Annotated in this window: 7 protein-coding genes; 5 read left to right on the top strand and 2 right to left on the bottom strand. The window is 57.7% G+C overall.

Going from position 1 to position 13,962, the window contains the following annotated elements; all coding sequences use genetic code 11:
* Positions 1 to 69: 69 nt before the first annotated feature.
* Positions 70 to 4,503: a chemotaxis protein CheB gene (locus RH950_RS04935; RefSeq protein WP_350054300.1), complete on the bottom strand. Its 4,434-nt coding sequence runs from the start codon at positions 4,501 to 4,503 to the stop codon at positions 70 to 72.
* Between the two features lie 1,005 nt (positions 4,504 to 5,508).
* Here RH950_RS04935 and RH950_RS04940 point away from each other — a divergent pair.
* The 4 genes from RH950_RS04940 to RH950_RS04955 all read left to right on the top strand — a co-directional run bounded on the left by RH950_RS04940 (position 5,509) and on the right by RH950_RS04955 (position 12,344).
* Positions 5,509 to 5,826 carry a BON domain-containing protein gene (locus RH950_RS04940; RefSeq protein WP_350054302.1) on the top strand — a complete coding sequence of 106 codons (318 nt, stop codon included), beginning with the start codon at positions 5,509 to 5,511 and terminating at the stop codon, positions 5,824 to 5,826.
* A gap of 693 nt (positions 5,827 to 6,519) precedes the next feature.
* Positions 6,520 to 9,000 (top strand): beta strand repeat-containing protein, encoded by a 2,481-nt coding sequence (locus RH950_RS04945; RefSeq protein ID WP_350054304.1) that lies wholly within the window; start codon positions 6,520 to 6,522, stop codon positions 8,998 to 9,000.
* 113 nt (positions 9,001 to 9,113) lie between these two features.
* On the top strand, positions 9,114 to 10,847 hold the full coding sequence (locus tag RH950_RS04950) for a type I secretion system permease/ATPase (RefSeq protein ID WP_350054306.1): 1,734 nt from the start codon (positions 9,114 to 9,116) through the stop codon (positions 10,845 to 10,847).
* A gap of 111 nt (positions 10,848 to 10,958) precedes the next feature.
* Positions 10,959 to 12,344, top strand: a complete 1,386-nt coding sequence (locus tag RH950_RS04955; RefSeq protein WP_350054308.1) for an HlyD family type I secretion periplasmic adaptor subunit — start codon at positions 10,959 to 10,961, stop codon at positions 12,342 to 12,344.
* Here the strand turns inward: RH950_RS04955 and RH950_RS04960 are convergent.
* Entirely contained in the window at positions 12,258 to 12,788 is a 531-nt protein-coding gene (locus RH950_RS04960; protein WP_350054310.1) for a tyrosine-type recombinase/integrase, read from the bottom strand. The genes RH950_RS04955 and RH950_RS04960 overlap by 87 nt on opposite strands.
* Before the next feature lie 344 nt (positions 12,789 to 13,132).
* On the opposite strand from RH950_RS04960, the gene RH950_RS04965 reads away from it, so the two are divergent.
* Positions 13,133 to 13,555: a hypothetical protein gene (locus RH950_RS04965; RefSeq protein ID WP_350054312.1), complete on the top strand. Its 423-nt coding sequence runs from the start codon at positions 13,133 to 13,135 to the stop codon at positions 13,553 to 13,555.
* Positions 13,556 to 13,962 lie beyond the last annotated feature (407 nt).

The raw sequence follows: 13,962 nt of genomic DNA on the forward strand, positions 1-13,962 counted from the left end.
GCTATCCTGGCAAACAAAAGGTTTTGAGCTGCGGCGCAATCACCTCAGGTTTCCTGGATGCGCGGAGCTTCACGTGCCGCCGTCCGCTCGTTCGTGCGTGACAGGTTTGTCCGGGCCACCCCATGTCGCCATGATCGACAACCGCGCCAGCTCCGGGAGGGACTTGGAACGGGTCTTTTTCATGACCACCGCCCGGTGGTTTTCGACCGTCCTTTGGCTGATGCCGAGGTCGGCGGCGATGTTCTTGTTGGGCATTCCGGCAACAACCAGTTTCATGACGGCGTGCTGTCTTGGCGTGAGGGTTGCGATGCGGGCCTTGGCATCGTCGCGCTTGGCCGAAAGCTTCGTGGCGCCTTTCGACAGCTCCACAGCATGCGCTACGCTGGCAAGAAAGACATCGCGGCCGACGGGTTTTTCAATGAAATCGATAGCCCCCGCCTTCATGGCCTGAACGGCCATAGGAACGTCGCTGCTCCCGGTGATCATGATGGCCGGCACCTGATGACCAGTGTCGCGGAGGTAGTTCAGCAGATCCAAGCCGCTCATTCCCGGCAGATAGGCGTCGATCAATAGGCAAGCCCCCGTTCCGGGACGATAAGCGTCCAAAAACTCCCGGCAGCTGGCGTAGTCCCGGACCACGCGCCCCTCCTCTTCCAGCACAGCGCGGAGTTCCGATCGGAGGGCGCTGTCATCGTCGACAATGTAGATCACGCCCGGCTCCGGCAGTGAGTCGACACCTGCCACATCTCGCTTGGCGCCTACAGCCTCGGCAGAGCTCCGCGCGGCCGAAAGTTGCTGCGATATGACATCCAGCAGCTCTTTCGATTTGACAGGCTTGGTGAGTCGAATGCAACTTATGGCGCTAATGCCGCGCATTGTATCGGTCGATATGTCGCCCGTGAGAATAATTGCCGGCAGCTGACGGTCGAGCGCATCCCGCAAAGCCTCCGCGGTCTGGAGACCGTTCATGCGGTTCGGCAGGTCGAAGTCCGTCAGCAAAAGGTCCGGCTGGCAGATCCCGCGCGCGACCATGTCGAGTGCTGTGGCGCCGTCAACCGCGACATGCGCGCGATAGCCCTGTTCCACCAGGAGGTGCTCAAGAAGGGAGCGCACTTCCGGATCGTCCTCTATCATCAGGATCTCGCCCTCGACGCGGATCTCATTGCGCGCTCGGTCCGCTCCTGTGTCCGGCGCCCGGACGACGGGCATTTGGATATCGTCGAGAACCAGGTCGGCTTCGATCGAAAAGACGGACCCCTTTCCCATATTCGATCTGACGGCTATCGCGTGGTGGAGCAGGTGCCCCAGTCGTTGCACAATAGAGAGACCGATCCCGATGCCTCGATTCCGGTCATGGTTGGGGTTCTCCAGCTGCCTGTATTCCTCAAAGATCTCCTTGAGCTGGTCCTCGGGGATTCCTTGTCCGGTATCCCAAATTTCGATGCTCAACTTGGCCGCGTGCCGCCGGCAACCGATAAGCACCTTTCCGTTTCTAGAGTACTTCATCGCGTTCTGGAGCAGATTGCGGACGATCTGCTCCAGAAGATTCGGATCGGTGCGGATCGTCAAGTTGCACGGCACCACCCTAAATGAGACACCCTGGGCAAGTGCGGGATAGGTAAATGCGTCCTTCATGCGCGTTAGAAGTTCGGCGATCGGGTGGTCGACAATCGTGGGACGGACGATCCCGGCTTCGATCTGATTGAGGTCGAGCAAAGTGTTCAGCATGTCCGACATCGCGTTTACGGTCTGATCAAACAGGGTTATCAGCTTTTGCGACGCCTCATCCTTGATATTCGCCGCGAGGCGACCGTTCAGGAGCATCAGAGTCTGCAACGGCTGGCGAAGATCGTGGCTGGCGGCGGTGAGAAATCGGGATTTGGCGAAATTAGCGCGCTCCGCCTCCTGTTTCGCGGCCTCAAGCGCATCCGCCGCGAGCTTGCGCTCGGTGATATCGTTGAAGGTGATCACCACGCCTTGGGCACTGCTGTCGTCGGCGTGGTACGGCATGATGCTGAGGTCGTACCAGGTGCCGTCCGGCACTTCGATCTCCTGGTTCGTGGGCACTTGCGTCTTTAGCACCGTCAGAGCATCTCTCACGACGGAACCGTCCGGTGCCGGGGAGTTGAGATCCGCGATCGGACGTCCAATGTCGCCGGGAATGACATTGAACAGCGCTTTGGTAGCCGGTGTGAAGAAGCGGATGTTTAAGTCCGAATCAAGGAATATGGTCGCCACGTCGGTGCTGTAAAGGACGTTCTGCAGATCGTTGGCGGTTATGCGCTGGCGTTCCAGTGTTTCCTGGAGTTGGGTGTTGAGGGCGGACAGCTCCTCATTGAGCGACTGCAGTTCCTCCTTGGAGGTCAGCAGTTCCTCATTGGTCAGCTGGAACTCCTCATTGACCGAAAGTGCCTCTTGGTTGACCGCGTTCTGTTCCTCGTTCGCGATCTCCAGATTAAGGATGGCCCCCTGCAACTCCGTTCTTGTGGCGTCCAACTCATGCTCGAGTTCTTCGACACGGTCGACGTTTTCCAGCGCCACCGCCGGATACTGCTTCTGCCTCTGTTTCTGAGTATCCACGAAGCAGATGAGCAAGAGCTTTTCGTCCCGGTATCGGACCGGTTGCACATCAATGCTGAACGAGAGGCTCTTGCCATCGTGGCTGACATGCGCACCGCCAACGACAACGCGCTGATCCGACTGCCTGGCCTGCTGGATGGCAGATCGAAGTTTGGTGCGGACACCATCACTCACCATGGCGAGCAAATCATGCGAGGGTAGGCCAGCGACCACATGCAGGTAGCGTTCGGTTGGCCCCAATAAGAACAGGCACTCATAGTTGGTGTTGATCAGCACCGCCGGCGGCGCGAAGGCTTCCATCACCAGATTTCGGCAAAGCTCCCGGAGCGCAGCCTGACGCGAGGGTGCCTGGATCGTGCCACTACCCACCCGCACACTTTCAACAGAGGCTCTGTGGTTCGCGAAGTCGATCTCTCCCGGCCGTCCGCGCCCGATGCGGCGATAGGCCCGCGCCGGATTGGAGATCACTTCGAAGCGGTCCTTGGCACTGCCGACGGTCTCCGAATTACCCAACAGCAGAAGGCCCTGATCGTGCAGTGCAAAATGGAAGAGAGCGATAGCGACAGCCTGAGCCTCAGGACGCAGGTAGATCAAAAGATTCCGGCATGAGATCATGTCAAGGCGGGAGAACGGTGGATCAGCGAGCACATCTTGAACCGCGAAGACCACCGAAGACCGCAAAACGTCGGAGACCCGGTAGCCATTATCCTCTTTCGAGAAGAACCGCTTGAGACGTTCCGGCGAGACATTCGCCCGAATTGTGTTGGGATAAAGTCCTTCTCTGGCATCGGCGATGGCATCCGGGTCGACGTCCGTGGCAAAGATCTGCAGCCTTATCTTGTGTTCCGATGAGGCGATCTGCTCGTTGAACAGGATTGCGAGAGAATAGGGCTCCTCACCGGTACTGCACCCCACAATCCATATGCGTAGCGGTTGATCAGGCAGGTGACGCTGGATCATATTGGGCACGATCCTATTCGCCAGTATCTCGAATACCTCGGGGTCTCTGAAGAAGCTCGTAATGTTGATCAATAAATCCGTGGTGAGACACTCGAGTTCGTCCGCGTCCTCTCGCAGCATCTCAAGGTAACGCGGCAGATCGTTGTCGATCGATGCCAATGACATCCGCCGTTTGATCCGGCGCAGCAGCGTTCCTTCCTTGTAAAGGCGGAAGTCGTGAGTTGTTCGTGTCCGGAGCAGTTCGACGATCGCGGCAAGACTTTGGTTCGGGCCGTTTTTGGTTAGTCCCGAGTCTTTTGCGTCAGGGGCGGATCGCTGGGCGAATTTGACCAACGCGCCGGGGATCTCCGCAACCGGCAGGATTTGATCCACAACACCTGCCTGGATTGCACTCTCTGGCATCCCCTCGTATTCGGCCTCGTCGGGGTTCTGGGCGATCACCAGTCCGAGTTCCTTCTTCACGGCTTTGAGTCCGAGACTGCCGTCGGAGCCGGTACCCGAAAGGACCACGCAGGCGGCGCGCGCTCCATAATCCTGCGCAAGCGAGTTCAGCAGGAAATCAAAGGGCAGGCGGGCACCGTGCCGTGCCTCGGGTTTTGAAAGGTTCAAGGCACCGTCATAGACGGAAAGGTATTGTCCCGGAGGAATCACATAGAGGTGGTCCGGCTCGATCCGCACTCCGTCCCTAACCTCCAGCACCTTCATCGGCGTATGGGAAGCGAGCAGATCAACCATCATGCTTTCGTGGGTCGGATCAAGATGCTGGACTAGGATGAAGGCCATACCGCTTTCCGCGGGCAGGGCATCCAGGAACTTGCGGCAGGCATTCAACCCGCCGGCAGACGCCCCAATACCGACAACCGGGAAATCTCCGGCGTGTCGCGAGAGATTGCGCGTCCGTTTGGACAATCGGGTCGATTGTTGCCGAGCCGAGGCTACCTGATTTTTACGAGATGACCGCATATCAGCCTTACCATTGGAGGCATTTCAAAGCGGAAACATGGCCGGACAGTAACACAGGCAGGGACGCTAGCAAAGGAACTTGCCCTTCGAGTTTTGGGAGGTTCCTCGCGCATCCTATCCCCTGCATTCTCTAAACGGTCAGCCTTGTCTGCTCTAGTCTTTAAACATATGCCTCCAAGTGGAGGCGAGGCCAAAGTGCGGATGGCGAAGTATCGGCGTCGGGAAGATTTGCTTCAGTTGTTTTTGTGATCAGGCAGGAAGCAGGCGATCTTCCGCCGGAGTTTGATCTTCGGCTCTGACGGCGCGGCAGTTCGGCACCTTCTCCTTCCCAGCTCTCCATCTCCGTCTGCGTCCGACAGTCTGTCGCTGCTTCGAGGGCATCCTGACGTTGGATGGTTTGGAAGGAACGCGAACCCTCATATCACGCCTCTATCGGCTCGAGGGCATCCATCCGGCCGCGCCGGTTCCGGGGCCATTTAAGGTGACGTCTATGGCCACGGGCAGACCCTCGTGTGTCACCGAAATATCCTCGAATCTCCTGGCAATTTCCGCGCCTGGCAATTTCCGCGTAGGTTACGCCGTCGGGAAGATTTTGGGAGAGCACTGTGTCGTCAAACACGAATCGCAGTCGATTCAGGTTGCCGATATGATCGAGAGGCTGGGTTTGCATGCGATCCTCCATGAGGCGTGCTTTGCTCCGACCGAAGGCGAATGGTTCGCCTCCTTCGGATTGTACGGAACGCTAGCAAACCGCAAACGGGCGGCGTGAGGGCCGGAATCTACTCACGCATCGGAAGCCGGGTCATAACCATGCTTCTGCGAAACAGCTTCGGCGTACTGGTTTCAGGCATGGGTAGTTTCCGAGCGTTTCGATTGTTCGTACGTGTCCTTAGTATTTCTCCTGTGAACAGTGACATTGAAACATGCCGCTGATGAATCTGAACAAGAGAAAATTTTCCATATGGGAGCTTCAACAAGCTCCCATATGGAAATGAAGGAGGAATTATGCGTGTTTCTGCAATTATGACAGTGGCATTGGCGGCAGCCTTTCTGGCCGTCGCCTTGCCAGGCTGCACCTCTACAGCCTCGACGGAAAGTACCGGTGAGTACATCGATGATTCCGTTATCAACAGCAAAATCCGCGCTCAACTGGTCGCCGACAAAGATCTCAACGTCTTCAAGATTGATGTTGCTACCTATAAGGGGCTCGTCCAACTGAGCGGCTTTGTTCCAACTGAAATGGCAAAAGCGCGGGCAGCGACGGTTGCCTCCAGGGTCGCGGGCGTCGTCGGCGTGCGCAATGACCTCATCATCAAGGAGTGAATGTGAGATCCGGCTCGGATCGGAGCTTGAATTAACGGAGCATCCGGGCCCGCCACTGCTTTGATGCTATGGCGGCGATGTAACCTGGACCATTGTCGCTGAGCGACAGGCACTTGTGGTGAACACTGACCTTGGTCCACACCTGATGCCGACAGCGGCCTATCCAGCAGCGTGTCTGCGACATTCTCGGCCCGCATCCGATGCTGCAGAGCTTCCATGCGGGCCGAGATGTGGTGCGCGTAATCGTCGAGCACGGTCGACAGCAACATCCAGAGCCACCCGATGTGATCTTGATGTAGGTCTGCCATATCTCGTTCGGGCGCATGGTTTTAGTGTCCCGGAACCGCGATATCGATCGCAATGCGTCCTTCCAGGTTCAACCAAAAACAAGGCCGCGCGCGCCTATGGGCGGAACGGAAGTTAATCCCATTAGGTCAGTCGGCACAATACGGTGATTCGGTGTCGGCTCAAAGCATGCCAAATAATTGATGGCGGCATTTCAGAAGAATTCTGCGTAATTTCCGAGTCTCATTTTAAGGAAAATAGCATCTTCCCGTTTAATATTTATAAGTATATTCCGAACCTGATCATGGGTATGCCGCTCCTATAATATCAAAGGTCGAAAAAGCCGAATTTTTATTAGTATTTATCGGCTTATTGCAAAAACCGTCCTTCAAAAGGGGTGATATTGATATGGCCTATTTCAACGAGTCCTTCTATCTCAATCGCTATCCGGACGTGCAACTAGCCGTTGCCAGCGGCAGTGTGGCGAGCGGTCTTGAGCACTTCCAGATTTCCGGCGGCAGAGAGAACCGTGATCCAAACGTCAATTTCAACACGGACTTCTATCTGACGACAAACCCCGATGTTCAGGCGGCGGTGACGAGCAACGTCTTCAATAACGGGTTAGCGCATTTCGAGGCCTTTGGTGCCGGCGAGAACCGTGCACCAACGGCAGCGCTCGTCGACTTTTTTGGTGCCCGGTATCTGACCGACAATCCGGACGTTCAGTCAGCCGTTACCGCACATACCTTTGATTCTGCACTTGACCACTACCTCCAGTTCGGCGCCGCGGAGGGACGTGCGGCCTATACGGGATCAAATTTGGCCCTCACGGGGCAAACCTCGACTGGCGCAATAACGTCCGTGCCGTTCTTTGATGAGACCTACTATTTTTCCAGAAACCCCGATGTTCTCTTGGCGGTGAATCAGGGGGGCTTCACCAGTGGCCTGCAACATTATCGCCTGTTCGGCGGCAAGGAAGGCCGTGATCCTGGCGCGACGTTCGATAGCAGCTATTACCTGGCGTCGAACCCCGATGTTCAGGCGGCGGTGAACGATGGCACCTACAGTTCGCCTCTCGAGCATTTCAACTTGTTAGGCAACCAAGAGAACCGTGCCCCAAACGCTGCCGTTGCCGGTTTTAACGCCACACGATATCTGAGCGAAAACCCGGACGTTCAGGCTGCGGTCACCTCGGGCGTCTTCAAGTCGGCGCTCGATCATTACCTGAATTTTGGTTCGGCAGAAGCCCGTCCGGCTTTTTCCACCAGCGGCGCCGCCATCGAAGGCGTGACAGACAGCCTGCTGCTTTCGGTCGACTCTGTATCAGTCAACGAATCCAGTACTGCCGTATTCACGCTTCAAACCCGGGGAGTCGCCCAGGGTACGAGCTTCACCTACACGATTTCAGGTGTTTCCGCCGAAGACCTGACCTCGGGGTCGCTTACCGGAACGGCCACAGTGGACGCACAAGGCAAGGCTTTCATTCCCTTGACCCTATCGGCCGATAATACGACCGAGGGCGCGGAAGTCATGACGGTCACCATTGCCGGTCGCAGTGCCTCAATCATTGTCAACGACACCTCGACAGGTAGTGGCGGAGGCGGAGGCGGAGGCGGAGGCGGAGGAACGCCTGTCCCGGCAGGTTTATCATTTGCCCTCACGCTGGCTGCGGATAACTTCTCAGGTGGGAGCGGCGACGACACATTTGCCGGCAATTATGTCGACGGCGGCGGAGCCGCATTCGATTCGGTGGATGCCCTGGCAGGCAACGGCGGGACAGCCGACATCCTGAACATCACGACCGCCGGGGTTGCCATTACTCCGCCTGACGCTCTGTGGACCAACGTTTCCGGGATTGAAAAAGTGACGTTCACGACAACGGGCTCCGGCGCGCAGACCATCAATACAGGCGCCAATTTCAATGCGGCCTTTGCATCGGGCATCAACCTAGCATCGAAAACAGATCTCGGCGCCATCAATATCGACATGTCCGCCGTACCATACGCGGGGACGGCTACAATCGCGACGACGACAATCGGTGCCGGCGCTCATACGGTCGTGACGGGGTCCGGTGCCAGCACGGTGACGGCTGTCTCCACGGTCGCAGGTTCGCAGACAGTTACCGGCGCAGGCCTGACCTCGGTTGTGGGAACAATTGGCGGCGCCGGCAACCAGATCATTGGTGGCGGCGGTGCCGCCGGCCAGAATCTCGTCACGGTGACGGCAACGATCAATGGCGCCGGCAGTCAGACGATCACCAGCACCAGTGGAAGCAACGTCACGGTGACGGCAACCGCCGCCGCCGGCGGGCAGACGATCACGACCGGGGGCGGCAACGACACCGTAACCTCGTCGGCGGTCGCCGGCCAGAACACGACCATCTCGACCGGTGCGGGTAGCGACACCATCGTGGCCGGAGCCAGCACGGATCTGATATCCGGCGGCACCGGATCGGACATCATGACCGGTGGCGGTGGGGCCGATACGTTCGCGATCGGCGCCAACGGTTCGACCATCGGTACGGCGCGGGACGTCATCACCGACTTCAACACGCTGGCCGCGACCGATATCCTGACCTTCGGGGCAAGCACCAGCGTGCTGGGAATAGATGCAACGGCGACGGTTGCCGGCGCGAACGTGCAGACGTCCGCTGGCGGCCTGATAACATTCGCAGCCGGAGACAATACCCTGGCACTGAAGATTGCTGCGGTTCAGGCCGATGCAGAGCTCGACGTTGCCACCTCGATCGGCATGTTCGTCGATAGCGGCAATACCTACGTCTATTACGCGGGTACATCTGCCGGCAATGTCGATGACCAGTTGATCCAGTTGACCGGCATAGCGACGCTGACGACGATTACCGGCGGCGCGACAACGACCATTGCCTGATCAGCCTGGCTCCGAGATGGCCCTCAACCCCGCCTCAAAAATAGAGGCGGGGTTGAGGGCTGCGATCCTCTTGGTGCGGTCGTGACATCATGATCCGGGGTTCGATGCCACTGATGAAGAACGAAATCCGTCTTGCCCTTGGCACCTGCAAGAGCGCCTTTGCGGCGACCACGCTGTTCAGCTTCTGCATCAACATGCTGCTGTTCGTCCCTCCGATCTACATGCTGCAGATCTACGACCGGGTCCTGCCTAGCCGAAGCGTTTCAACCCTGATAATGCTGTCAGTCCTTGCTGCCGGACTGCTGCTTACCATCGGCATGCTGGAGTGGGTCCGCACCTTGGTGCTGGTCGGCACCGGCACCCGTATCGATCGAGTACTCAACCGCCGGATATTCACCGCAGTGTTTCATATCGGCAGCCGCAGCAATGCCGATGCCCTGCGGGATTTCGACTCGGTGCGGGAGTTCTTCACCGGAGCCGGCTTTCTCGCCTTCCTTGATGCGCCGTGGACGCCGGTCTTCATTGGTGTGTGTTTCATGATGCACATGTGGCTCGGTGTCTTGGCGCTTTGCGGCTCGATCCTTTTGCTCCTGCTCGCCGTCTCTTCCGAGATGCTGACCCGGAAGACGCTCGGCGAGGCCGGCCAAGAGAGCATTGCCGTCAACAGTTTCGTCGAGAGCAGCCTGCGCAGCAGCGAAGCCATCCACGCCATGGGAATGCTGCCATCGGTCATGGATCACTGGCTCAACAAGCGCAGTCGTATCCTCGTCCTGAAGGCTTCGGCAAGCCAGTGGGCCGGGCTGCTCATCGCGGCGACGAAATTTTTCCGCATGCTGCTGCAGTCGGCAATTCTCGGGCTCGGAGCCTATCTCGCCATCTACAATGTGATCAGCCCAGGCGCGATGATTGCAGCATCTATCATCATGGGCCGCGCGCTCGCGCCGGTCGAGATGGCGGTTGCCCAGTGGCGGCAGTTCATCAACGCCCGGGCGGCATACGATCGACTGAAGAACTTGCTGGAGGCAGTACCCGAAACGCCAGAGGCAATGTGGCTCCCCAAGCCGCTGGGCGCACTCGAAGTCGACCACATCATCGCCGTGCCTCCCGGAAGTCGAGTGGCGGCGCTGAAAGGGGTGAGCTTCTCGCTCGAACCGGGCGAAGCGCTCGGACTGATTGGCCCAAGTGCCGCAGGAAAATCCACTCTTGCCCGCGTCCTAGTGGGCGGCTGGCCGATCGCCAGCGGCAAGATTCGTATCGACGGTTCCGAGTTGCAAAACTGGGATCATGACCAGCTCGGGCCACATATCGGTTATCTGCCGCAGGATGTCGCTCTGCTCGATGGCACGGTCGCCGAGAACATATCGCGGTTCGGCCCGATTGATCCCGATGGGATCGTCGCCGCTGCGCGACATGCAGGGGTGCATGACATCATCCTGAGGTTGCCGGACGGCTATGGAACCCGGGTCGGTGCGGGTGGCTGCGGTCTCTCCGGCGGACAGCGCCAGCGGATTGGCCTCGCACGGGCACTATATGGCAATCCTGCGCTGGTCGTGCTCGACGAGCCCAACTCCAATCTCGATACAAGCGGCGACCAGGCCCTGCTAGCGGCGATGGCCTACCTGCGCGATTGCGGCACAACAGTCATTGTCATCACCCATCGCACGAGCGTCCTTGCCGCAGTTTCCAAGATTTTGGTCCTGACGGATGGCATGGTTGAGCACTTCGGTCCGCGCAACGAGGTCCTGAAACTGTTCGCGCAGTCGAACTGCGAGCCGAACCGTCCAGCCACCCAGCGCATCACAGAGGCGGTTCAGGGAGGCACGGGAATTGATGGTGTTCAACCGTAACGAACAGCGCCCGGTCCGTGAGCGGCAGAGGCAACCCGAGACAGCAAATCCCGGTTACCTAGTGCCAGCGCGCGCCTTGTGTCGGTACTTGCTTTGTGGAGGAGGCGACTGATGAGCTTGATGAAAGCCAGTTCCACCAATTCCCTACGCCAATTCAGCGTAGTCAAGCCCTTCACGGACAACGGCGCGGCGCTCCCGCCGGACCAGCAGCCGCTGCCGCAACCCTGGCTACCAATTGCGGCGGGCGTCGCCATATTGCTGATGACCATGGGCGGGTTCGGGGTCTGGGCGATCACTGCCACCTTCAGCAGCGCGGTCATCGCCCAAGGCACGACTGTCTTCGAAGGCAAGCGAAAGTCTGTCCAGCATCTGGAAGGCGGCATTGTCGGCGAGATCCTGGCCAGGGAAGGCGACCGCGTCCAGGTGGGCGACGTGCTCGTCCGGCTGGATCCGGTCCGGGCCCAATCGGCATACTCGATCATCGAGAGGCAGCTCGTCGCCGCGCGCGCCCTTGAGGCCCGTCTGGTTGCTGAACGTGAGGACGCCGTGTCGATCATATTCCCAGCGGATCTGGAGGCGCGACGGGGCGAGACGCAAATTGCCGAGTTGCTAGGACTGCAGGAGCGGCAATTCGAGGATCGGCGAAAGTTGCTCGGCAATCAGGTGTCTATTTTGAATTTGCGCATCGAGCAGTACCGTGCGGAAAGCAGCGGGCTCGATATCCAGCAAAAATACAAGGATGTGCAGATCGATCTGATTGAGCGCGAACTGATTGGCCTGAAAAAACTCAATGCCAGAGGCTATGTCACCATTACCCGCATACTCTCGTTGGAACGTGAAGCGGCAAGGCTTCGAGGCGAACGCGGCACGGATATTTCCGGAATTGCCCGGATCGAGAATGCGGTCGGCGAAGCGCGGCTGCAGATGATTCAGATCAGGCAGACATTCAAGGAAAGCGCGCTCGCCCAGCTACAGGAAATCCAGAATCAGGTAGCTGACCTAGCTACACGCCTCGTCGCCTCCCGGGATTTGCTTAGCCGCAGCGACATTCTCGCACCGGCCTCGGGGATAGTGCAGGGCTCGAAGGTTCTGACAATCGGCGGCGTGCTGATGCCCGGCCAGGAACTCATGCAGATCGTACCGTCCAACGACCGCATGCGGATCGAGATCCAGGTTCAGCCACAGGATATCGAATGGGTGGTGCCGGGACTGGTCTCCGAATTGCGGTTTACCACTCTGAATCAGCGGACGACGCCGGTCGTCGAGGGCACCATCACCCAGGTTTCAGCCGATCGGTTCGTCGACGAGCGGGCGAATGTAGCGTTCTACCTTGCAATGGTCGACGTTGCACCCGAGCAGTTCGCCCGACTGGAGACACATCGCCTCCAGGCCGGTATGCCTGTCGACGTCCTAATCAAAACTGCCGAGCGGACCTTCCTGCAATATCTGCTGAGGCCGTTGACCGATACGATTGCCCGCAGTTTCAGGCAGGAATAAGGGGTCTGCTGTTCTCCCTGAATCCTGATCCAGGGAGGAGTTAGTGTTTTTCATTGATTCGATGGAGACACTGACGAAGAGATAGTCGCCGGGACGCCGTCCTGCTTGGTCTATCCATGCGGCCAGTGCGTTCCGGGTTGCCGCAGTCATCTCAAACTGGACCGGACGTGCGGTCTTCTGTTGAACAACTGTCGTGCGCTCGCGAATACGACCGTCGGACAGAATATCATCTACTCGCAGGCTCACCAGGTCACAGGCCCGCAGCTTGCTGTCGATAGCGAGATTGAACAAAGCGAGGTCGCGCAGGCTCCCCGCTATCTCAAGCCTCACCCGGATTGACCAGACATCCTTCGGCTTGAGAGGCCGCTTCTGGCCGACCAACCTTCCCTTGTTCCAGGGGCTACGCGGTGAGGAGCTTCCAAAATCATCATGGTCGGTAAGCATCGTTGCATCCTTTCAAAAGAATGCTCCATCCCTCCTGTCACGGGATTGAATGCCTTTGCGCTCATCTTGGCAAAAGGCGACCCAAAGCGGTCGTTCGCCTCTAAGCGCTCAACGGCTGTCCCGAGCCCGCTCAAGACCTTCAGCCTACCTTCACATGCGGCCACTCAGGCCCTGAGCTGACCTTTATACTCAGTGCGAAATGAGCCCGTTCGCGACCTCCAATCCAAGTTTTCTAACCGGTAGTTCCGGCCCAAACTGCACAATGCTGCGCGTTCGCCCTAATTTAAGTAGCTAGACCAGCTTCAATAAATTCGAATAGGAGTACCTATTTTGGAGAGATATTGATGACAGCTGAAAATACAATCAAAGCGTTTGTTGCACTTGTTGGCCTTGCTGGGTTCGTGTTTGGCGTAGGCAAATTTTTAGAGGTTCAGGCTGTTGAAGCAGAGAGGCCATACCTTGAAAAAAAATTGGCATGGTGTGAAGAAGCGGTCGAGACAACTTCGCGAATTTCCACTTCAGCGGAGCCGTCCCAGAAAGATATCGATCGATTTTGGCAGATGTACTGGGGGGTAATGGGGCTTATCGAGAAGAAATCGATAACATCTGCAATGGTAGAGTTTGGTGCGGGTCTCAAAACCCTTCCGTTAGCCGAAGCGGGTTCAAAGGACCTGCCTAGCATGAAGAGAAAATCGTTGGCACTAGCTCATGCCTGCCGGAGAGAGCTGTCGGAGGAGTGGTCGCCAAGTTGGTCTAAACGTCGCTAATTTTAGGTGGCTGAGATTGCGGCAGAAAGGTCAATTCGATCAAAATTCACAGGTTTTTTCCAAAGGCAAAAATACCCCTATAGACTGACTTCTGAAACCTTCCATTGGCGTATAGGCAGCCCATGGACGCTCTGTCCGTTCAGTCGCTGTTAATGCATAACGCAGCGAAGGTCTGCTTCCCACCCATTGCAGACACATGTCACATGATGACATTGGTGTGATTCGTATGGGAGCGCGGACAACACTCCGCCTTCGACCTTCTGCAACGGCGCCCATCTCTCCGCGAATATTTGTGAATGGATCGCTCTCCAATGTAGAAACTTTCTCTAAACGAATGTTCTAAGGTCCTTACATAACGCGGGGTTTCTGTATCGGAGGGTCGGAACGCCTTGCTAAATGGCTGCAAG

Origin of the sequence: Nisaea sp. (assembly GCF_040217065.1) — a bacterium.
Taxonomy (GTDB): Bacteria; Pseudomonadota; Alphaproteobacteria; order Thalassobaculales; family Thalassobaculaceae; genus Nisaea.

Coding starts and splice junctions, on each gene's coding strand:
- RH950_RS04935 (WP_350054300.1), bottom strand. CDS start 4,503: ATGCGGTCATCTCGTAAAAATCAGGTAGCCTCGGCTCGGCAACAATCG.
- RH950_RS04940 (WP_350054302.1), top strand. CDS start 5,509: ATGCGTGTTTCTGCAATTATGACAGTGGCATTGGCGGCAGCCTTTCTG.
- RH950_RS04945 (WP_350054304.1), top strand. CDS start 6,520: ATGGCCTATTTCAACGAGTCCTTCTATCTCAATCGCTATCCGGACGTG.
- RH950_RS04950 (WP_350054306.1), top strand. CDS start 9,114: ATGAAGAACGAAATCCGTCTTGCCCTTGGCACCTGCAAGAGCGCCTTT.
- RH950_RS04955 (WP_350054308.1), top strand. CDS start 10,959: ATGAGCTTGATGAAAGCCAGTTCCACCAATTCCCTACGCCAATTCAGC.
- RH950_RS04960 (WP_350054310.1), bottom strand. CDS start 12,788: ATGCTTACCGACCATGATGATTTTGGAAGCTCCTCACCGCGTAGCCCC.
- RH950_RS04965 (WP_350054312.1), top strand. CDS start 13,133: ATGACAGCTGAAAATACAATCAAAGCGTTTGTTGCACTTGTTGGCCTT.